The sequence below is a fragment of the Bradyrhizobium sp. LjRoot220 genome, from assembly GCF_964252915.1.
Taxonomy (GTDB): Bacteria; Pseudomonadota; Alphaproteobacteria; order Rhizobiales; family Xanthobacteraceae; genus Bradyrhizobium.
Map to the genome: position 1 here is coordinate 127,765 of NZ_CAXUPS020000008.1, position 20,044 is coordinate 147,808.

At 63.3% G+C, this 20,044-nt stretch carries 19 protein-coding genes, 1 tRNA gene, 1 pseudogene and 1 riboswitch; of the genes and pseudogenes, 10 read left to right on the top strand and 11 right to left on the bottom strand.

Annotated elements, in window-relative coordinates; all coding sequences use genetic code 11:
• Positions 1-376 precede the first annotated feature (376 nt).
• The 3 genes from ACSQ84_RS28235 to ACSQ84_RS28245 all read left to right on the top strand — a co-directional run bounded on the left by ACSQ84_RS28235 (position 377) and on the right by ACSQ84_RS28245 (position 3,702).
• Positions 377-1,585 (top strand): aspartate aminotransferase family protein, encoded by a 1,209-nt coding sequence (locus ACSQ84_RS28235; protein ID WP_436215003.1) that lies wholly within the window; start codon positions 377-379, stop codon positions 1,583-1,585.
• Positions 1,585-2,511, top strand: coding sequence for an ornithine carbamoyltransferase (gene argF / locus ACSQ84_RS28240; protein WP_436215004.1), 927 nt, complete (start codon positions 1,585-1,587; stop codon positions 2,509-2,511). Before ACSQ84_RS28235 ends, argF begins: the two co-directional genes overlap by 1 nt.
• 177 nt (positions 2,512-2,688) lie before the next feature.
• On the top strand, positions 2,689-3,702 hold the full coding sequence (locus ACSQ84_RS28245) for an Hsp33 family molecular chaperone (protein ID WP_436215005.1): 1,014 nt from the start codon (positions 2,689-2,691) through the stop codon (positions 3,700-3,702).
• A 286-nt stretch (positions 3,703-3,988) separates the two neighbouring features.
• Here the strand turns inward: ACSQ84_RS28245 and apaG are convergent, their stop codons facing one another.
• Complete coding sequence (gene apaG, locus ACSQ84_RS28250; protein ID WP_436215006.1) at positions 3,989-4,381, bottom strand: Co2+/Mg2+ efflux protein ApaG; 393 nt, start codon at positions 4,379-4,381, stop codon at positions 3,989-3,991.
• A 261-nt stretch (positions 4,382-4,642) separates the two neighbouring features.
• On the opposite strand from apaG, the gene ACSQ84_RS28255 reads away from it, so the two are divergent.
• From ACSQ84_RS28255 to ACSQ84_RS28265, 3 genes are read left to right on the top strand one after another with little or no spacing between them, the layout of a single operon-like run.
• The gene (locus ACSQ84_RS28255; protein ID WP_436215007.1) at positions 4,643-5,884 is read left to right on the top strand and encodes an OpgC domain-containing protein; all 1,242 of its coding nucleotides are present in this window, start codon (positions 4,643-4,645) and stop codon (positions 5,882-5,884) included.
• Positions 5,884-6,642, top strand: coding sequence for an SGNH/GDSL hydrolase family protein (locus ACSQ84_RS28260; RefSeq protein WP_436215008.1), 759 nt, complete (start codon positions 5,884-5,886; stop codon positions 6,640-6,642). The genes ACSQ84_RS28255 and ACSQ84_RS28260 overlap by 1 nt, the downstream gene beginning before the upstream one ends.
• A 13-nt stretch (positions 6,643-6,655) precedes the next feature.
• Positions 6,656-7,756, top strand: a complete 1,101-nt coding sequence (locus ACSQ84_RS28265; RefSeq protein ID WP_436215009.1) for a GDSL-type esterase/lipase family protein — start codon at positions 6,656-6,658, stop codon at positions 7,754-7,756.
• A 153-nt stretch (positions 7,757-7,909) separates the two neighbouring features.
• Here the strand turns inward: ACSQ84_RS28265 and ACSQ84_RS28270 are convergent, their stop codons facing one another.
• A complete protein-coding gene (locus tag ACSQ84_RS28270) occupies positions 7,910-9,103 on the bottom strand; it encodes an O-succinylhomoserine sulfhydrylase (RefSeq protein WP_436215010.1) in 1,194 nt (397 codons plus the stop codon).
• 72 nt (positions 9,104-9,175) lie between these two features.
• Positions 9,176-9,255, bottom strand: a riboswitch (SAM riboswitch).
• A gap of 136 nt (positions 9,256-9,391) precedes the next feature.
• Here ACSQ84_RS28270 and ACSQ84_RS28275 point away from each other — a divergent pair.
• Positions 9,392-10,498, top strand: a complete 1,107-nt coding sequence (locus tag ACSQ84_RS28275) for a 2'-deoxycytidine 5'-triphosphate deaminase (RefSeq protein WP_436215154.1) — start codon at positions 9,392-9,394, stop codon at positions 10,496-10,498.
• Positions 10,499-10,678: 180 nt separating this feature from the next.
• Here ACSQ84_RS28275 and ACSQ84_RS28280 read toward each other — a convergent pair.
• A pseudogene (locus ACSQ84_RS28280) lies at positions 10,679-12,016 on the bottom strand (PQQ-dependent sugar dehydrogenase).
• A 150-nt stretch (positions 12,017-12,166) separates the two neighbouring features.
• Between ACSQ84_RS28280 and ACSQ84_RS28285 the strand changes: the two are divergent.
• Together ACSQ84_RS28285 and ACSQ84_RS28290 are read left to right on the top strand one after the other, a co-directional pair.
• Entirely contained in the window at positions 12,167-13,222 is a 1,056-nt protein-coding gene (locus ACSQ84_RS28285; RefSeq protein ID WP_436215155.1) for a hypothetical protein, read from the top strand.
• 163 nt (positions 13,223-13,385) lie between these two features.
• Positions 13,386-14,828 (top strand): MATE family efflux transporter, encoded by a 1,443-nt coding sequence (locus ACSQ84_RS28290; RefSeq protein ID WP_436215011.1) that lies wholly within the window; start codon positions 13,386-13,388, stop codon positions 14,826-14,828.
• A 174-nt stretch (positions 14,829-15,002) separates the two neighbouring features.
• Here ACSQ84_RS28290 and ACSQ84_RS28295 read toward each other — a convergent pair whose 3' ends face one another.
• From ACSQ84_RS28295 to ACSQ84_RS28320, 6 genes are all read right to left on the bottom strand, one after another.
• Positions 15,003-15,509 carry a hypothetical protein gene (locus tag ACSQ84_RS28295; RefSeq protein WP_436215012.1) on the bottom strand — a complete coding sequence of 169 codons (507 nt, stop codon included), beginning with the start codon at positions 15,507-15,509 and terminating at the stop codon, positions 15,003-15,005.
• A gap of 97 nt (positions 15,510-15,606) precedes the next feature.
• Positions 15,607-16,137, bottom strand: a complete 531-nt coding sequence (locus ACSQ84_RS28300) for a hypothetical protein (protein WP_436215013.1) — start codon at positions 16,135-16,137, stop codon at positions 15,607-15,609.
• Between the two features lie 15 nt (positions 16,138-16,152).
• A complete protein-coding gene (locus ACSQ84_RS28305; RefSeq protein ID WP_436215014.1) occupies positions 16,153-16,593 on the bottom strand; it encodes an SRPBCC family protein in 441 nt (146 codons plus the stop codon).
• Positions 16,594-16,753: 160 nt separating this feature from the next.
• Positions 16,754-17,113, bottom strand: a complete 360-nt coding sequence (locus ACSQ84_RS28310) for a VOC family protein (RefSeq protein WP_436215015.1) — start codon at positions 17,111-17,113, stop codon at positions 16,754-16,756.
• Positions 17,114-17,167: 54 nt separating this feature from the next.
• Positions 17,168-18,007: a helix-turn-helix transcriptional regulator gene (locus ACSQ84_RS28315; protein ID WP_436215016.1), complete on the bottom strand. Its 840-nt coding sequence runs from the start codon at positions 18,005-18,007 to the stop codon at positions 17,168-17,170.
• A gap of 9 nt (positions 18,008-18,016) precedes the next feature.
• The gene (locus tag ACSQ84_RS28320) at positions 18,017-18,595 is read right to left on the bottom strand and encodes a methylated-DNA--[protein]-cysteine S-methyltransferase (RefSeq protein ID WP_436215017.1); all 579 of its coding nucleotides are present in this window, start codon (positions 18,593-18,595) and stop codon (positions 18,017-18,019) included.
• Positions 18,596-18,757: 162 nt separating this feature from the next.
• On the opposite strand from ACSQ84_RS28320, the gene ACSQ84_RS28325 reads away from it, so the two are divergent.
• Positions 18,758-18,831 (top strand) — tRNA-Gly (locus tag ACSQ84_RS28325).
• A 275-nt stretch (positions 18,832-19,106) separates the two neighbouring features.
• On the opposite strand, the gene ACSQ84_RS28330 is transcribed toward ACSQ84_RS28325, so the two are convergent.
• Positions 19,107-19,535, bottom strand: coding sequence for a hypothetical protein (locus tag ACSQ84_RS28330; RefSeq protein ID WP_436215018.1), 429 nt, complete (start codon positions 19,533-19,535; stop codon positions 19,107-19,109).
• Between the two features lie 63 nt (positions 19,536-19,598).
• Positions 19,599-19,895, bottom strand: a complete 297-nt coding sequence (locus ACSQ84_RS28335) for a hypothetical protein (protein WP_436215019.1) — start codon at positions 19,893-19,895, stop codon at positions 19,599-19,601.
• Between the last annotated feature and the right edge of the window lie 149 nt (positions 19,896-20,044).

Genomic DNA, 20,044 nt, shown 5'->3' on the forward strand with positions numbered 1-20,044 from the left:
AAAATCGCCCGAACGTCTACGCCGTACAAAATGGGCTTCTAAGGGTCAGTACCGCCGCACGAGATGTCGTACCCGACAGCCCAGAGGCTACAATATGGCGTGACTCAGGCGCAAGAGTCCGCATCGGTGCGTCCACATGTTCCGACTATCTATGCATTGTATTCGGCGTTTTCCACCGCCCCGGAATCCTGCAGGATTGCTGTTTCGCACCGCAGGAAGGCGCTTTTGAGGTGTGTTGACACGGTCCACCGCCCGCATAGAATGCCTGCCACGTGCCGCCCCGAAAAGGCGGCACGTTTTGTTTTCGCAAGACCGGCTGTGCCGCGTTCGCGCCAATGCACGCTTTGTGGCCGGTCTCCAACCGTCAGTGATGGCCATGACCAACAGCGCCCCGTCGCATCTGCTTCCCGTATTCGCGAGAGTCGATCTCGGCTTCGAGCGCGGCGAGGGCGCGTGGCTGATCTCGACGACAGGCGAGCGCTATCTCGACTTCACCTCAGGTGTCGCGGTGAATGCGCTCGGTCATTGCCATCCGCATCTGGTCGCAGCCTTGCAGGAGCAGGCCACCAAGCTTTGGCATATGTCGAACCTGTTCAGGAGCCCGGACGGCGACAAGCTTGCCGCAAGGCTGTGCGAGCAGAGCTTTGCGGATCTGGTGTTCTTCTGCAATTCCGGCGCGGAAGCGATGGAATGCGCGATCAAGGTCGCGCGCCGCTATCATGCCGCCAAGGGCCATCCCGAGCGCTATCGCCTCGTCACTTTCGAAGGCGCGTTCCACGGCCGCACGCTGGGCACGCTGGCGGCGACCGGCTCGGCCAAATATCTGGAAGGTTTCGGTCCGCCGCTGGATGGCTTCGACCAGGTGCCGCATGGCGATCTCGAAGCGGTGAAGAAGGCGGTCGGGCCAGAGACCGCGGCGATCCTGATCGAACCGGTGCAGGGCGAGGGCGGGGTGCGTAGCGCGCCGCACGCGTTCTACAAGGCGTTGCGCCAATTGTGCGACGACAACGGCCTGCTGCTGATTTTCGACGAGGTGCAGACCGGCATGGGCCGCACCGGCGATCTGTTTGCCTATAAGCGCCTCGGCGTCACCCCCGACATCATGTCGCTGGCAAAAGCGCTCGGCGGCGGTTTTCCGATCGGCGCCTGCCTGGCTACTTCAGAGGCGGCTTCCGGCATGACGCCGGGCTCGCACGGCTCGACCTTCGGCGGCAATCCGCTGGCGATCGCGTCCGCCAACGCGGTGCTCGACGTGATGCTCAAGCCCGGCTTCTTCGATCACGTGCAGAAGGTGTCGCTGCTCCTGAAACAGAAGCTGGCCTCCGTGGTCGATCGCTATCCTTCCGTGCTGGCCGAAGTGCGCGGCGAGGGCCTGCTGATCGGCGTCAAGGCCGTGGTGCCCTCGGGCGATCTCGTTGGCGCGCTGCGAGACCAGAAGCTGCTGACCGTCGGCGCCGGCGACAATGTCGTGCGTTTCCTCGCGCCGCTGATCGTCTCCGAATCCGAGATCGAACAATCGGTCCAGAGCCTCGAACGCGCCTGCATCGCGCTGTCCGGCGACAGTTTGAAGAAGGCGGCGGGGTGATGAGCAAATCTCTTCGCCACTTCCTCGATATCAGCGAGCTGCCGCCCAAGGAATTGCGCAACATGCTGGCCTTGAGCGTCGCCATGAAGGCGAAGCTGAAGGCGCATGAGGCGCCCAGGAAGCCGCTCGAGGGCAAGACGCTGGCAATGATCTTCGAGCGGCCGTCGACTCGCACCCGGGTGTCGTTCGATGTCGGCATGCGCCAGCTCGGCGGCGAGGCCATCATGCTGACCGGCGCCGAGATGCAACTCGGGCGCGGCGAGACCATCGCCGATACCGCGCGCGTGCTGTCGCGCTACGTCGATGCGATCATGATCCGCATCCTCAACCACGATGCGCTGCTGGAGCTTGCGGCCAACGCCACCGTGCCCGTCATCAACGGGCTGACCCGGCGCTCGCACCCCTGCCAGGTGATGGCCGATCTGATGACGTTCGAGGAACATCGCGGTTCGATCGAAGGCCGTACCGTGGCCTGGACCGGTGACGACAACAACGTGCTGGCGTCATGGGCGCATGCGGCGGAACGTTTGAAGTTCAATCTCAACGTCGCAACCCCGCCGCAGCTCGCGCCCAACAAGGCGATGAAGGACTGGATCAAGGCGACGCAGGCGCCGATCGTGCTCGGCAACGATCCCGAAGCGGCCGTAGCCGGCGCCGATTGCGTCGTCACCGACACCTGGGTGTCGATGGGCGACAAGGACGGCGAACATCGCCACAACGTGCTCAAGCCCTATCAGGTCAACGCGCAGCTGATGTCGCTGGCCAAGCCCGACGCGCTGTTCATGCACTGCCTGCCGGCGCATCGCGGCGAGGAGGTCACCGACGAAGTGATCGACGGCCCGCAGTCTGTCGTGTTCGACGAAGCCGAAAACCGCCTGCACGCGCAAAAGGGCATCTTGGCCTGGTGCTTTAACGAAGTGGCGTAGCGGGCTCTCCCGTCGTCCCTGCGAACGCAGGGACCCATACGCTGCGGCCCTAATGATTGAAAGGCAGAGGTTGACGCCTTGCCTTACTCAGAACTCCCTGTGGTTATGGGTCCCTGCGTTCGCAGGGACGACAATAACCCCTTTCGATTCACTCCTTCCGACCCCAGATAAAGCGCCATGACTCAATCCCCCGACATCAAAATCACGGCCGAGGCGCCGACCCGCGCTCCATCGGCGGTTCCCGTCGATGATACGGCGCTGCCGTTCGAGGTCGATGCACTCGACCTGCGCGGGCGGCTGACCCGGCTCGGTCCGGCGCTCGACGACATCCTGACCAAGCATGATTACCCGGCGCCGGTCTGCAAGCTGCTCGGCGAGGCCATCGTGCTGGCGACGTTGCTCGGCTCATCGCTGAAGTTCGACGGCCGCTTCATCCTGCAGACCCAGACCGACGGCCCGGTGTCGTTCCTGATCGTGGATTTCCAGCTGCCCGATCGCTTGCGCGCCTATGCGCGCTTCGATGCGACGCGGCTGAAGGAAGGCGAAGAATCCTACCGTGATTCCGGTGCGCTGCTCGGCAAGGGTCATCTGGCGATGACCATCGACCAGGGCGCGGACATGAGCCGCTATCAGGGCCTGGTGGCGCTCGATGGCGGCAATCTCGAAGACGCCGCGCACGAGTATTTCCTGCGCTCGGAACAGATCCCGACCCGCGTGCGCCTCGCGGTCGGCGAGGAATGGCGCGGCAGCGGCGACGGCCCGAAACACCGCTGGCGCGCCGGCGGCATGCTGCTGCAATTCCTACCCAAGGCGCCGGAGCGGGCGCGGCAGGCCGACCTCCATCCCGGCGATGCGCCGGAAGGCGCGGCCGCGCATGCGGTGGCGGAAGACGACGCCTGGCTCGAGGGCCAGTCGCTGATCTCGACCGTCGAGGATGTCGAACTGATCGATCCGGATTTGTCGGGCGAGCGATTATTGTACCGCCTGTTTCACGAGCGCGGCGTGCGGGTATTCGCGCCGCTGGCGATGCGCGCGCAATGCTCCTGCTCGCGCGACGCGGTGTCCGCGATGCTGACCAGCTTTGCCGCGCACGACCGCGCCGAAATGGTCAAGGACGGCAAGGTGATGGTGACCTGCGAGTTCTGCTCGTCGGTCTATGAATTCACGCCGGAAGAAGCGGGTGTGGAGTAGGGCATTGCGCTCGCAATGACGATGTGGAGACAGTGGCCGCGAAAAAAGGGCGAAATATTCAAGAGCAAAATTCGCGCGGATTGCGCGACGAGATCGTGATGTTGTGTTTGCGATGACCCATCCACGTCGTCCCGGCCTTGAGCTCAGATGCGCAATTGCGCATCGGGGGACCCATACGCCGCGGCCTATCGGTTAGAGCGCCGGCGTTTGAGCCCTTCTGCAAACAATGACCGCCGCGGAGTATGGGTCCCTGCGTTCGCCGGGACGACGCGTGGAGGGCACCCCCCTAATTCAACACCCTCTTATTGTCCGGGCTATCCAGCGAGAATGTCGGCACGTCGATCTCAAAATGCAGGCCGCTTTCGCTGACCATCTGGTAGCGCCCGGTCATGAAGCCCGACGCGGTCGGGAGCGGGACGCCGGAGGTGTATTCGAAGCGCTCGCCGGGGGCCAGCACCGGTTGCTCGCCGACCACGCCTTCGCCGCGGACTTCGTGCTTGCGGCCGGTGGCGTCGGTGATGATCCAGTGCCGCGTCCGCAGCTGCACGGTTTCGTTGCCGGAATTGGTGATGACGATGGTGTAGGACCAGAAATACTGGCCCTTGTCGACCGACGAGCGCTCCGGGAGGAAATTCGGTTCGACGGTGACTTCGATCTGACGGGTGACGGCGCGGTACATGAATAAGAGCTTCCAGAATCCTGTGGCGCAGCATAGCGAAGAAAGCCGGTGGAACCAATCGGCGGGCGGAGGATGGTTGAGGTATTCCATCCTCGTTTCAACATAGTTTCGCCCTAAGGCGCACCCGCGCGGTTCCCGACCCTTGTCTGTTTTTCCTTGCCCGATCTTCCTTGCCCGATCTTCCTTGCCTGCAATCTGCGGGCCGATATTATCCTTTCTGTCGTGCAATTTGCGTAGATTCGACTGCCAAAACGGTGCCCGATGTCGTCCCTTGTCGATCAAATTGCCGGACCGTCCGTTGCGGACGCGCGCGCAAAGGACGATGCCTCGGCGCCGGCGATCACGCTGCCGGCAGCCGGCGAGCGCGAACTGCGGCTCGATCTGTTTCGCGGGCTCGCGCTGTGGCTGATCTTCATCGATCATTTGCCGCCGAACATCCTGACCTGGTTCACGATCCGCAATTACGGATTTTCCGACGCCACCGAGATCTTCATCTTCATCTCCGGCTATACCGCGGCGTTCGTGTATGGCCGGGCGATGCTGGAGGCAGGTTTCGTGATCGCCACCGCGCGCATCATGCGGCGGGTCTGGCAGATCTACGTGGCGCATGTGTTCCTGTTCACGATCTTCCTGGCGGAGATTTCCTACGTCGCCACCAATTTCAACAACCCGCTGTATGCGGAAGAAATGGGGATCATGGATTTCCTCAAGCAGCCCGATGTCACGATCATCCAGGCGCTGCTGCTGCGATTCCGTCCCGTCAACATGGACGTGCTGCCGCTCTATATCGTGCTGATGCTGTTCCTGCCGCTGATCCTGTGGCTGATGAAATGGCGGCCCGACGTCTCGCTGGCGCTGTCGGTGGCGCTCTACGCGGTGACCTGGCAGTTCGACCTGTACCTGTCGGCCTATCCGAACGGATTCTGGGCCTTCAATCCGTTCGCATGGCAATTGCTGTTCGTGTTCGGCGCCTGGTGCGCGCTCGGCGGCGCGGTGCGGATGTCGGCGATCCTCTCCTCGCGGATCACGATGTGGATCTGCATCGTCTATCTGCTCGCCGCCTTCTTCGTCACGATGACCTGGCACATCCCGCAATTGAGCCGCTTCATGCCGAAGCTGATCGAGCAGTGGATGTACCCGATCACCAAGACCGATCTGGATGTGCTGCGCTTTGCACACTTCCTGGCGCTGGCAGCGCTCACCGTGCGCTTCCTGCGCAAGGACTGGCCGGGGCTGAATTCACCCTGGCTGCGACCATTGATCCTGTGCGGACAGCATTCGCTCGAGATATTCTGCCTCGGCGTCTTTCTCGCCTTTGCCGGGCATTTCGTGCTGGCCGAAATCTCCGGTGGAGCAGGCCTGCATTTCCTCATCAGCGTCGCCGGAATCCTCATCATGTCCGGCATGGCGTGGGTCATTTCGTGGTACAAGCATTCCGCCGACAAGAATGCATCCCGGAAAAAGGGCGCTGTTGGCAACGCCGATATGGCGGGAGGGGGTTGATGACGTCCAACCCGGTGATGATCCTGGGTCTGACCTTGTTTGCCGGCTTGCTGGCCGTGGCCCCCGCGCGCGCCGAGCTTGCCCCGCCGAATTGCGAGGTCCCGGCCTATCTGCTCACCTCCGAGAGCCCGCTGCCCAAGGTCGAGACGGCCATCGTCAGCGAACGCCGGCTGGAAATTCTGGTGGTGGGCAGCCGGTCTTCGACCATCCTGGCATCCGAAGGCAGCGCCTATCCTGGCCGCCTGCAGGCGATGTTAAAGGAGATGCTTCCGAAGGTCGCGGTGAACGTCTCCCTGGAACTACAGGTAAAGAAGACGGCCGAAGAGGTCGCAAGCGGACTTGTTAAGCTCGTGGAAGCAAGAAAGCCTACTTTGGTTATCTGGCAGACCGGCACCTACGATGCTATCCGATCCATCGATCCCGATGATTTTCGCGCCGCTGTCGACGAAGGCGTTGTTGCGGTGCAAAATGCAGGGGCCAACGTGGTCTTGATGAACCTGCAATACAGTCCGCGCACCGAAACGATGATTTCCGCACCGCCCTACCTGGATAATATGCGGGTGGTGGCGCAGCAGCATGACGTTCCCCTGTTCGACCGTTTCGCCATCATGCGGCACTGGAGCGACGCCGGAGACTTCGACCTGTCCAGCACGGCGCATGGCCTCGACCTCGCCAAGCGGGTGCACGATTGCCTCGGCCGCGCGCTGTCGAAATTCGTGATCGACGCGGCGCATGTGAACCCGGCGCAGCAGAATTGAGGAACTGGCGTAAATGAGTTGCTACTGCCCTTTTTCCCCGTCCGCATCGCTGGCAGCGCTCGCCCTCGCGGCGACGGCACTGCTGACGCCGGCGTCGGTTTTGCCGGTGCAGGCGGAGCCGACCCAGGCCGCCCAGCAGGCGGCGACGCTATCCGGCTCGGGCAAGGCTGAACCGGGCAAGGCTGAGACGAGCAAGACTGAAGCGAGCAAAGCTGAATCGAACAAGGCTGAATCGAACAAGGCGGAAGCGGCTAAACCACAGGCGCCGAGCGCGGGGGCGGGCAGTGTGGCGGCCACCGACCCGTCCGCTCCGGCGCAGCAAAGGAGCCTCACCGGCAAGGCGGTCGACAAGGCAAAGGAAGTCGCGAAATCAGCCGCCGATATCTTCAGCCGCGTTCCCTGCCTGCCGGCAAAGGGTGGCGGCAAGAAGATGGCATCGCTGCCGCGTGTCGCGGGCAAGCTCGCGGCGGGCGAGCCGGTGGTCATCATCGCGTTCGGCTCGTCGTCGACCGCGGGCTTCGGCGCGACCTCGCCGGAATTCAACTATCCCAACCGCCTCGCGGCGCAGCTGCGCCGGCAATATCCGACCGCCGACATCACCGTGATCAATCGCGGCCAGGGCGGCGAGGACGCGCCTGAAATGATGAAGCGGCTGCAGACCTCGGTCATCGACATGAACCCGGATCTGGTGATCTGGCAGGTCGGCACCAACGCCGTGCTGCGCAATCTCGATCCCGCCGACACCATCAAGCTGGTGGAAGACGGTATCGCGCGCATTCAGAAGACCGGCGCCGATCTGGTGCTGATCGATCCGCAATATTCGCCGGCCGTCAACGCACGCGCGGAGAGCGCGGGCAAGATGATCAATCTGCTCAACAAGGTCGCCGAGCTGCGCAAGGTCGGCATCTTCCCGCGCTTCGAGGTGATGCGCGACTGGCACGAGAAGCAAGCGATCCCGATCGAGAATTTCGTCATCGCCGACGGCCTGCACATGAGCGACTGGGGCTACGCCTGCTTTGCGCAACTGCTCGGCGACGACATCATCCGCTCCGTCGGCCAGATCAAGCTCGGCGTCAACGTGCCCTCGAACGTGCGGACGTACAGGCCGATGTGAGTTTTGTCGTCCCGGCCTTGAGCCGGGACCCAGGCCGCGGCCCTGCTGATTGAAGCAGTGGTTGACGACTTCCCTAACTCACAACACCCTGTGGTTATGGGTCCCGGCTCAAGGCCGGGACGACACCTGTGTGTGGCTGCGTGTGCCGCCCTCTCACGCCTGCTCCAGCGCCTGCGCAAAATCCTCGATCAGATCATCGGCATGCTCGAGCCCGGCGGAGAATCTGATAAAGCCCTCGCTGATGCCGAGTTCGGCGCGCGCCTCCGGCGACAGCCGCTGATGGGTCGTGGTCGCCGGATGGGTGACGAGGCTCTTGGCGTCGCCGAGATTGTTCGAGATCCGCGAGACCTGCAACGCATTGAGGGTGCGGAACGCGGCCTGCTTGCCGCCTTTGACCTCGAAGCCGATCAGGGTCGAGCCGGCGCGCATCTGTCGCTTCACCAGTTCGGCCTGCGGATGATCGGCGCGGCCGGGATAGATCAGCCGCGAGATTTTCGGATTGTTCGCCAGCGCGTCGGCGACCTTGCCGGCGGTCTCGGTCTGCGCGCGCACCCGTACCGCCAGCGTCTCCAGTCCCTTGAGCAGGACCCAGGCGTTGAACGGCGACAGCGACGGGCCGGTGTGGCGCATGAAATTATGGAGGTGCTCGGCGACGAACGCTTCCGAGGACAGGATGATGCCACCGAGGCAGCGGCCCTGGCCATCGATGTGCTTGGTGGCGGAGTAGACAACGACGTCGGCGCCAAGCGAAAGCGGGCTCTGCCAGATCGGTGTGGCGAACACATTGTCCACGATCAACCGTGCGCCGCCACTGTGCGCGATCTCGGCAATCGCCGGGATGTTGAGCACGTCGAGCGTCGGATTGGTCGGGCTCTCCAGGAAGAAGGACTTGGTGTTCGGCCGCAATGCGCGCTGCCACTGGTCGAGATCGAGACCGTCGACCAGCGTCGTCTCGATCCCGTAGCGCGGCAGGAGATCCTGCACCACGTAAAGGCAGGAGCCGAACAGGGCTTTCGAAGCGACGACGTGGTCGCCGGCCCGGAGCGGTGCGAGGATCGCGGTCGTCACCGCGGCCATGCCGGTCGCGGTCGAGCGCGCGGCTTCCGCGCCCTCGAGTTGCATCATGCGGCGCTCGAACATCTCAATCGTCGGATTGGAATAGCGCGAATAGATAAAGCCGGGATCCTCGCCCTTGAATCGGGCCTCGCACTGCTCCGCGGAGTCGTAGACGTAGCCTTGGGTGAGGAATAGCGCCTCAGACGTCTCGCCGAATTGCGAGCGTAGCGTGCCGCCATGGACAAGGCGGGTTTCGGGACGAAAACGCTTGGTAGAACCAGTCTCAGACATGTGACCTCCGTCGTGACCACCATTGAAAATGGTCACAAAAAACCGGCCTGGAAAAATTTCCACAGGCCGGGATCACACGTGTCCCCGGCCTGTTTAGCGACTTGTTTAACGTGGCTGCAAGCCGGCCGGCTCAAATCACCACGGGATAAGTCATGCTGATATTCCCTCGCGCCCTTTTCGTCAAGCCAGCCATCGGATAACCCGTAAATACCCATATTTATGAGGTTTGGATGACATCTGGGTCATCCTTCCGGGCTCCTTCAGGACCCGGGCTCCTTGAGGACCGCCGTGCCGTTCACGCTGCCGCCCGACGCCAACGGAATCCTGCCCGACCGCATGATCGCGGCGATGGCGGATGCGGGCCTGATCCTGCCGGCCTATCCCTTTGTCGAAAGCCAGATCCAGCCCGCCAGCCTCGACCTGCGCCTCGGCGACGTCGCCTACCGGGTGCGCGCGAGCTTCCTGCCCGGGCCGGGTGCGACGGTCGCCGAGCGTATCGACGAACTGAAACTGCACGAGATCGACCTCACCGACGGGGCGGTGCTGGAGACCAATTGCGTCTACATCGTGCCGCTGCTGGAGAGCCTTGCGTTGCCGCCGGAGATCGTCGCCGCCGCCAACCCGAAAAGTTCGACCGGGCGGCTCGACGTGTTCACCCGCGTGATCGCCGATGGCACGCGCCGCTTCGACATGATCGGCGCGGGCTATCACGGGCCGCTCTATGCCGAAATCAGTCCGAAGACGTTTCCGGTGTTGCTGCGCGAGGGATCGCGGCTGTCACAGGTGCGCTTTCGCACCGGCGACGCGATTCTGAACGCCGACGAGCTGGACGCGCTGCATGACGCCGAGCGGCTGGTCGATATCGACGACGCCGATCTCGCCAATGGCGTGGCACTGAGCGTCGATCTCAGCGGCGAGAGTTCCGGCGGCTTCGTCGGCTATCGCGCCAAGCGCCACACCGGCGTGGTCGATGTCGACCGCCGCGGCGGCTATGCGGTCGATGAATTCTGGGAGCCGATCGCCGCGCGCCCCGACGGCAGCCTGATCCTCGATCCCGGCGAATTCTACATCCTCGCCTCGAAAGAGGCGGTGCAGATTCCGCCGGATTACGCCGCCGAGATGGTGCCGTTCGACCCTCTGGTCGGCGAATTCCGTGTGCATTACGCCGGCTTTTTCGATCCCGGCTTCGGCTATGCCGGCGCCGGCGGGCAGGGCTCGCGCGCCGTGCTCGAAGTGCGCTCGCGCGAGGTGCCGTTCATCCTCGAGCACGGCCAGATCGTCGGCCGCCTCGTCTACGAGAAAATGCTGGCGCGGCCCGACGCCATGTACGGCCAGCGCATCGGCTCGAACTACCAGGCGCAGGGCCTGAAGCTGAGCAAGCATTTCCGGGTGTAGCCAGGTTCACTCCCTCATCCCCGCGTGAGCGTAAGCTCATCGCTGGAGGAGCCCGTCTTCGCCCGTTGGGCTTCGCCGGGCACGCTTTGCTTTTTGGTGAGTGGCTGCGCCACGCGTAGCCCGTAGGGCAAAGCGTGGTTCGAGACGCGCGAAGACGCGCTCCTCACCATGAGGGGTGAGTTACCGCGCCGCCGACTTCGTCGCAGGCGTCACGCGCCAAATCGTGTTGCCGACGTCGTCGGCGACCAGGAGCGCGCCCTGCTTGTCGAGCCGCACGCCGACCGGACGTCCGCGAGCTTCGCCGTCGTCATTGACGAAACCGGTCAGCACGTCCTGCGGCGGGCCGGAAGGTTTGCCACCAGTGAACGGCACGAAGATCACCTTGTAGCCGGCCAGTGGCTTGCGATTCCACGAGCCGTGCTGGCCGATGAAGGCGCCGCCGGCCATCGCTGGCGGAAACAGATTGCCGGTGTTGAACGTCAGTCCGAGCGCAGCGGTGTGCGCGCCCAGCGCGTAGTCCGGCGCCATCGCTTTCGCGACCATGTCGGGACGTCGCGGCTCCACGCGCGTATCGACGCGGTCGCCGAAGTAGCTGTAGGGCCAGCCCTAGAACGCGCCGTCCTTCACCGAGGTCATGTAGTCCGGCACCAGATCGTTGCCGAGTTCGTCGCGCTCGTTGACAACGACCCAAAGAGCGCCGGTGTGCGGCTCCCAGGCAGGTCCGTTCGGATTGCGCAGGCCGGATGCAAACACCCGCCGCGACCCGCTGGCGCGATCGACCTCGAGGACGGCGGCGCGATCGGTCTCGGCCTCGATGCCGTTCTCGGCGACGTTGCTGTTGGAGCCGACGGTGGCGTAAAGCTTCGATCCGTCGGGGCTGGCGGTGAGGTCCTTGGTCCAGTGATGGTTGAGGGGGCCCGCGGGCAGGTCGACGAGCTTGACGCCGGGTGTCGTGATGCTGGTATCGCCGGTATGGTAGGGATACTTCATGATCGCATCGGTATTGGCGACATAGAAATCCTCGCCGACCAGCATCATGCCGAACGGCGAGTTCAGGCCGCTCAGGAAGACGCTGCGGGTTTCAGCGGCGCCGTCGCCATCGGCGTCGCGGAGCAGCGTGATGCGGTTCGCGCTCGGCACGCCGGCGCCGGCACGACTTTGCGCCCACTTGAAAAAGAAGCCTTTGATCCCCTTGCCGCCTTCCGGTTGCGGCGGCGCGTTGGACTCGGCCACCAGCACGTCGCCATTTGGCAGCACGTAGATTGTGCGCGGATGTTCGAGCCCCCTGGCGAAGGCATCGACGGCCATGCCGTTGGCCGCGGTGGGCTTGCCGCCTTCCGGCCAGCCCTTGGCGGCGGCGATGTTGACGGTCGGTATCCACGAGATTTGCGGCGACGGCAATTTGGGGGAGGGACCGTAGGTCTGCTCCGCGGAGCCCGAGGGGGCCTGTTCGTTGCAGGCGGCGAGCGGAAGTGCCAGCGCGCCCAGACATAGCGCCAGCCGAAGATGGCTATGCATGACGGCTCCTTGCATATCGATGTACAATGCGGTGCATATCGCTGCACCAATGCGGAACGCCGGCCATCGTTCGCGGTGCCCGCCATGAAATTCGCGTGAATTGAGCAACCGCAACGCGTGCTTGCGGAGAGAAAGGGAACCGGGATGGCGATGACCGAGGCGAACGATGACCGCGCGCAGCAAGCGCAATGGGCCAGATGGCGCAGCGTCGCCGATCTCTACCACGCGTTTTTCACCGGCCTTGTTCTCACCGTCGTCTCCCGCCGCGGTACGGCGGATGCCGCAGAATTCGTGTTCCGGGTGTTTCGCCGCCAGCAGAGGGAACGCTTCCTGCCCGGGTTGAAAAAACTTGGCCTCGATCATCTGCCGCCGGCGGTCGCGGCGGCGCAGTATCATTATCTCTCCAACTGGATCGGCGGCGTCCATGTCGAATACATGTACGAGACCGATCGAAAAGCCTGGATCCGCTATCCGCCGCCGCGCTGGATCTGGCGCGGGACTGCGATCTGCGGCGTGCCCGGCGAAGTGTCGCGCGCGATGCTGCGGGGATGGCACGCCAACAATGGCGCAGCGCTGGGTAATCTCAATCTCGGCTTCGTCTGCACCAAGCAGAGCGTCGACGGTCAGGACGGGCTGGAAGGCTATTATTGCGAATACGATCATCCGCTCGAACTCGATGCGCGCATGGTGTTCGCGCGGCATCTCGAGGCGCCGCGCTTCGATCCGGCCGCCGCCCCCGAATTGCCGGTTGCCAGCTGGCCAAAGCCGCGGCTGGAAAAGGCCTATCGCAACTACGCGATGGAATATGTGAAGACCGCGGCCCCGGTACTGGTGCAATGCTTCGGGCCGGAGGATGCCGGATATTTGTTGCGCCTCACCGGCAAACTGATCGGCATGCAGTATTTCGAGGAGATCGCGCCAAGCTTTGGTGCGAGCCGTGGCGGCGCGAAGGAGTTCGCGGCCTTCCTGCGCATCCTGTTCGAGTCGCAGGACGACGTCGCAGACATCAGCGAGTCCGATGGCGCGTTCGAAATCCGGCAGCAGAGCTGGAAGCTGATGGCCGATGTCGGCGATTATCACCCGGCTTGCGCCAGCGTGCTGCGGGGATTGTTCGAGGGCCTGGCCGCCGGCTGCGGCCGCCATATTCCCGTGCACTTGAAGCCGCCGGCCGGCGGAAGGCCACCGTTCGTCTGGTCGATCGGCTAAGGCGAGCGCGTTCGCCCGCAATCGTGCAGGCCCCCATTGCGTTCCGCGCACGCGGAATCAGGCCTTGCCGTGCTAGGAAGCAGTTTGGCGCGGCCGGATAATGCGCCCAAAAACATTGAATTGGCGTGCGATCTCAGGGGTTCCCCCGCGCGCGGGAGCAGAAATGTCCGATATCGGCGTTGCCGAAATTCCCGTCGATGAGGAAGAACGCCCGCTGCCGCCACCGCCGCCGCCGGCGAAGAACGCGCTGGTCGATGGTCCGATCCTGCGCACGCTGCTGTGGCTGGCCTGGCCCAACGTCATTGCACTCTCGGCCGGCACCTGTGTGGTGATCGCCGAGACCTCCTATATCGGCCGGCTCGGTGTGGAATCGCTGGCCGCGATGGCGCTGGTGTTTCCCTGCGTGATCCTGACCATGACGATGTCGGGCGGCGCCATGGGCGGCGGCGTCGCATCCGCGATCGCGCGCGCGCTCGGCGCCGGCGACGTCGAGCGTGCCTCGACGCTGGCAGCGCATGCCTTGCTGATCGGGCTCTGCTTCGGCCTCGTCTTCATGCTGGGCATGCTGATCTTCGGCCCGAAGCTGCTCGAATTGCTCGGCGGCCGCGGCAACGTGCTGGCGCAGGCGATCGGCTACACCCAGATATTTTTCGGCGGCGCCGTCGTGCCATGGCTGATGAACACGATGGCCGGCATCCTGCGCGGCACCGGCAACATGAAACTGCCGTCGCTGCTGATGCTGGTTTCCGCCGTCTGCCAGATCATCCTCGGCGGCACGCTCGGTCTCGGTCTCGGGCCGGTCCCGCAATTCGGCATGCGCGGCGTCGCCGCCGGTTCGCTGATTGCCTACATCATCAGCATCTCCGTGATGTCGTGGTATCTGTTTTCCGGCCGCGCGCGCGTCGTTCCCAAGATCGTCGGCTTGCGGATTCGCTGGGCGATGTTCATCGACATTCTCAAGGTCGGCGCCATCGCCTGCTTCTCGCCGCTGCAGTCGGTGCTGACCATCAGCATCTTCACCTACATGCTGGCGGGTTTCGGCACCGAAATCCTGGCCGGCTACGGCATCGGCGCGCGTCTCGAATTCATGCTGACGTCGATCGCGTTTGCGGTCGGCATCGCGACGGTGCCGATGGTCGGCATGGCGATCGGCGCCAAGCGCATCGCGCGGGCCCGCAGGATCTGCTGGATCGCGGGCGGTGTGGCTTTTGTCGGGGTCGGCGCGCTCGCCACCCTGATTGCGATCTTCCCCGACCTCTGGGTCAATCTGTTCACCGACAATGCCGGCGTGCGCGCCGCAAGCCGGCAGTATCTTGCCACGGCGGCGCCGATGTATGCCTTCCTCGGCCTTGCCACCACGTGCTATTTTTCATCGCAGGGCGCGGCCAAGGTGATCGGCCCCGTGCTGGCGCAGACCGCACGGCTGCTGTTCATCGGTGTCGGCGGCTGGTGGCTGTCGACGCACAACGCCACCGCCCAGGATTACTTCATGCTGACGGCGGCATCGATGATGCTGCTCGGCCTGTTGTCCTGCGCCAGCGTGATCCTGACCCGGTGGGGACCGAAGCACGGTCCCGTTCCCAAGGTTCGGCCGGCGTTGTCTTGACTGCATCCATCTCCGTCATCCCCGGACGAACGCACTTGCGTTCGCTCGGGAGGTGCGCGCTCTTGCGCGCCTCGAAGGATGAATCGGCCACAGTTCGGGCCGCACATCCTTCGAGGCTCGCCGAAGAGGCGAGCACCTCAGGATGACGGAGATAGCTAAGGCGCTGACGTCGTCCTACCGCCGCCGATGCCGGCGGCCGTGACGGCCGCCGCCCGTATTGGCCATGCGCATCAGCTGCGGAATCATGCTCATCATCTCGCCGCCGGCGCCGCCGAGCATGCCCATGATGTTGCCGCCGCCCATGCCGCCCATGTTGGCGCCATAGCTGTCGCCATAGCCGCTGGGGATGCCGCCGCCATAGCCGCCACCGGAGCCGCCGGGGATTCCGCCGCCGCCCATCATGCCGCCAAGGCCACTGAGACCGCCACCGCCGCCGCCTTCCATCATGCGGCCCATCATCGGCCCCATGGTCTGCATCATCATGCCAAAGCGGCGCTTGCCCATTTTGGCCTTCATCATTTCCAGCATCGGCGCCATCTGCGTCATCATGTCGTCGCCGCCGCCTCCACCACCACCACCACCGAAGCCGGCGAACTGCGCCTTCGCCGGCGTCGTCGTCAGGACAAACAGCAGCAGCAGCAGCGTGGCTGCCTGGCACACAACCTTGTCAGCTCCAGTCATGGTTCGAACTCCAATGCGCCGCGGCCCGCGGAGGCGGTGCCATCCGGGCGCAAATGGTGACGCTAGGAGCGGGCGAAACGCCGATCTGTGCGAAAGATCACGGTGCTTGGCGTTTGGCGGTGAACTCGGTGTTGACACGCCAGTTCGCGCCGTTGTCGGCGGAGATCTCGCCGCGCCACACGAACGAGTTAGGTGTGATCCCGGAAAAACTCCAGCGCATCAAATGGCCGTCCGGCCGCGTGCCGAGCTGCACGATGTCACGGCCTTCGGCGCGGCCGATCATCTGCAGGAAGCTTCGCGTCACCGGATCGGTCCACTGGATACGCCAGGCATCGATATCGGGATCGTAGACCCGCAGCGTCGTGCCATAGGAGTTGATGTTGGCGGCGGCGTCGCCGTGGCGCCCATCGCCGCGGGGCGGCACGATCCAGACGTCCTGGATCGCGCGGCCCTCCAGCGCCCAGCCGAAATGCCATTCGCCGGCGCGGCGGCGCTCGCGGCCGTCGCCCGAGAATTGCCTGACGTCGAGATCCCAGGAGCCGACGAAGCGTCCGTAGAGATCCATCTTGCCGGCGCGGTCGGCCGATGGGCCTTCCGCGCCGAGCGCTTCGAGGAACGCCGGAATCATGCCGCTGCCTTCCCTCTATACATTTTGTCGCGCGATCGGACGCAAAACCGGATCCACTTTTGCTGATCGCGCGAGCGCCTTCTGCATCGCCAGCGCCGCCTGATCCATCTGCGCATTCATGTAGGGCGCGATGTCATGCGGCAGCACGTCGACGGTCCAGGCCAGCCGGCAGCGGCCGCCGGCTTCGGCGGACACCTGCACCGAGGCGCTGTGCTGCTTGATCCGTTCGCTGATCACGGCATAGACCAGCCGCCGCCGCGCATCGTCGCAATCGACCAAGAGTTCGCGCGCCACCATGCCGTTGGAAAACGTCACGATCCGCGCGTCGCCGTCGAGTTTCGAATCGAGCACGAAGCCCGGCACCAGCCGCGTATGCACCGCGCCGAAATCGCGCACCGCGTCCCACACGTCGGCGGGGTTGGCGTCGATGATGATGTCTTTGTGGATGGAAGCCATGGTTGAGGTCCTTCTGAGAAATTGCTGTGGCGTCATCCTGAGGTGCGAGCCCCTTCGGCGAGCCTCGAAGGATGACTAGCTCGGTGCCTGCGGCCATCCTTCGAGGCGCGCAAGTGCGCGCACCTCAGGATGACGACGGTGGGTGGGTTGCGAATCGTACCTACGTACAAACCGCCTCGACATTGTTGCCATCAGGGTCGATCAGAAACGCCGCGTAGTAGGTCGGGCTGTAATCCGCCCGCGCGCCCGCGCCGCCATTGTCGCGGCCGCCGGCCTTCAGCCCCTCGGCGTGGAATTTCTTGATCGCGGCATGGTCCGGCGCACGGAAGGCGACATGGGCGCCGGTGTTGCTCGAACCCTTGTGCAGGTGCAGCCAGAGTGCGGGTTGGCCCTTGGGACCATAACCCGCGCCGGAATCGTCGCGTGAACACAACACATGGCCGAGGGGCGCGAGCACGGCCGTATAGAAGCGCACGCTGGCGTCGAGGTTTCCGACGCGTAATCCGATGTGATCGTACATGGTGTTCTCCAGTCAAAAGTGCGCGGGATGCCGCGCGAACTGGAGAAACCCTAGCTAGTGGAGGGCGAGCCGTTCTTGGAGAATCTTGCGCTTCCCCCGCGAGGCCTGACGGAACCGCAGCGGCGAGGCGCCCGCGGCGCGGTGGAACGTGCGCACGAAATTGGAGAGGTCGCCGAAACCGACATCATAGGCGATATCGGTGATCGGGCTGTCGTCGTCGGCCAGCCGCCGCGCCGCATGGCGCAGTCGGGAGCGCAGCAGATATTGGTGCGGGGTGACGCCCAGCACGTCCGAGAACAGCCGCAGGAAATGGAACGGGCTGATGGCGGCTTGGGCTGCGGCGTCCTCCAGGTCGATCTGCCGGTGCGAATGAGCGTCGATCCAGAGCGCGGTTTCCACCGCGCGGCGGCGGTCGCGGGCGGCGTCGGGACCAGCCTTGCGCGGCCTGCCGGAAACCACCTCGACAAAGCGGCTGGCCAACACCTGTCCGATTTCGTCGAGGCCGATGTCGCTGCTGCCATCTGCCGCCGCCTGCGCCAGCTCGCCGAGCACCATCAACTCCGGCAGCGGCGGCGCCGAGCCGATCTGCCAGATATCCTTGCTGTCGCTGATCGCCTCGACCAGTTCTGGTCCTAAGAAGAACGACAGGCATTCGTCGCCGCAGACGTGATCATGGGTGCAGGTATATTCGTCGCCGGGATGGCCGATCAGCACCGAGCCCGCCACCAATTCCCTGAACTTGCCGCGGCAGTGCAAACCAAAGCTGCCCTTGCGGACATAGGAGATCGAGTGGCGGCGATGCAGCTCGGCAAACGGCTTATCGCCGGGTCCCGCGCTGCAGCGGAAATCGGACACCGAAATGGATTTGCGTTCCAGAAGCGTGGTCGCGGCCATCGCGCAAACTTAAGTAGGCGATCGCGGCGGCGCAACCGGCAGCAGCACATCGAACAGGGTTTTGCTGGCGGTCGGACGGGTGCCCTCGATCGACAGCAGTCTCCGCTTGGAGATGGCGCCGCCGTTCGGCGAGATCTTGTCGGCATAGTGCCCGGCCTCGAGCACGCGATGGCAGGGCACGATCAGCATGAACGGGTTGCGGACGATCGCCTGCGCCACCGAATACACCGCGCCGGAGGCGCGCAGGGCGCTGGCGACCTCGCCATAGGTCCGGGTCTCGCCGCGCGGGATGCTGCGGGCCAGCGCATAGACCCGCTGGTTGAAGCCGGGAATGCCGGTCATATCGAGCGTGACCTCGGAAAGGTCGCTGTCGCCGCCGCGCAGCAGCGTGACGATGCCCTCGATCGCGACTTCGACATTGTCAGGGGGACGAAGTTCGCGGGCGTCGGGATAAAGCTGGAACAGCCGCCGCCGGGTGTCGATCTCGCGGGCTTCCGGGAGCTGCACGCCGACAACGCCGAGATCGCCCCATGCGATCCCGCAGCGGCCGATCCCCGTGTCAAAAATGCTGTAGCCACGCCCCGCCATACGCCACCAACCCCGGCAGGATCATAACACCGCCATAAAAGCGCGCATCTGGAATCTTTGTAACCGGTTGGGGCCTGGATCGGGGAGGGCGGGTACCGCTTGGCGGAACGCCCGGGGTCGGCTAAGCAGGGGAGCGCAAAGCCATGGTCGGCCAAGGCGTTCGCGGGCGTAGTTCAATGGTAGAACGGCAGCTTCCCAAGCTGCATACGAGGGTTCGATTCCCTTCGCCCGCTCCAACACCCCTTATTTTAAGGGGTTTGTGCGCAAGGCACGTCTTTGGAAAGAGCTGCATTTCTAGCTTGCAGTGGATACCCGTTCGTTGAAGCAATTGTGATTTTTGGTACTTATTGGCCCTTATCGGAGTGATTCCGGAGCCAAAACGGAGCCATTCTAGACACACAGCTAATTTGCAGGATTTTCGTCCTGTGATTCAATTACCGACATACTAGTAGTGCGTTCGAGTGTGGGGCTGTCACTACGGCCTCACGTTCGAGCTAAGAAAATTATCTGCTTAAAGGTCAAAATGCCTAATGTGATTGATGTTCAAAGCGTCTCTGTTCAGGCTTGCGATGCGATTTGACAGCTCGAAATCATCTGTCAGAACTAAAACTTCCTGTGCCAAACTCATAGTTACGCAGTCCGTCAAGCCGATAGCTGGGTAGATTGGTGCCTGCACTACCATTGCTGACGCGGTGTAAACCTCGAACGAAGTCGAGATGAGTTGAGATAAGGCAACCGAAATTGCTTCATGCTCAAACTCCGGCAATTGCCGTGCGATATTGTCTACTTCTGTGAGGATGTTTGGGCTCGTAACGCGCCGTGGAAAGTACTCTAGGATTCTGAGCATCAGCGCATAGTCGTCCAGGGTGTATTGCTGCGTTCTCTTCCATGAGAGAATCCTGGCTGCGCTATAGTTCCCGACCGCAACCATCAGCAACAAGTTGGTATCTATTAGGACCCCCTTGTCCCTATATTTTTCGAACAAACTGTTCGGATACATGCCCTATGGCCTAGGACCTGACGGGCCGGTGTATCCAGTAGGGCCGCTCAAGAAGCTTCGAGCCTTCATGGATTTTACGCTACCATCCAAAGCGTCAATCTCGAAAATTTTGTACGAGCGCGAGCCAATAATCTGATTTTCCAAGAAGCTTAGTGTAATGCGCCAAACACCCTGTTGGTCGCTAAGTTCAGTTTCCTCCAGGCGCACATCCTTTGTGGGAAGCAAATCAGCAAAACCCTTCACGTAATCAATGGCAGCCGCCACTGCCTGTCTCACATCGATCATCTGAACCTGTGGCATCTGAACTCCATCATCTAATCCAACAAGGAACATAGCACCGCGTTGGTCTCCATGGAAAACAGCAAAAAAGCGGAGCCAAAACAGTGCTAAAAGTCTATAAGTAACTAAAATCGTTAGGGCGTAGAATCCTTCCCAAGCTGCATACGAGG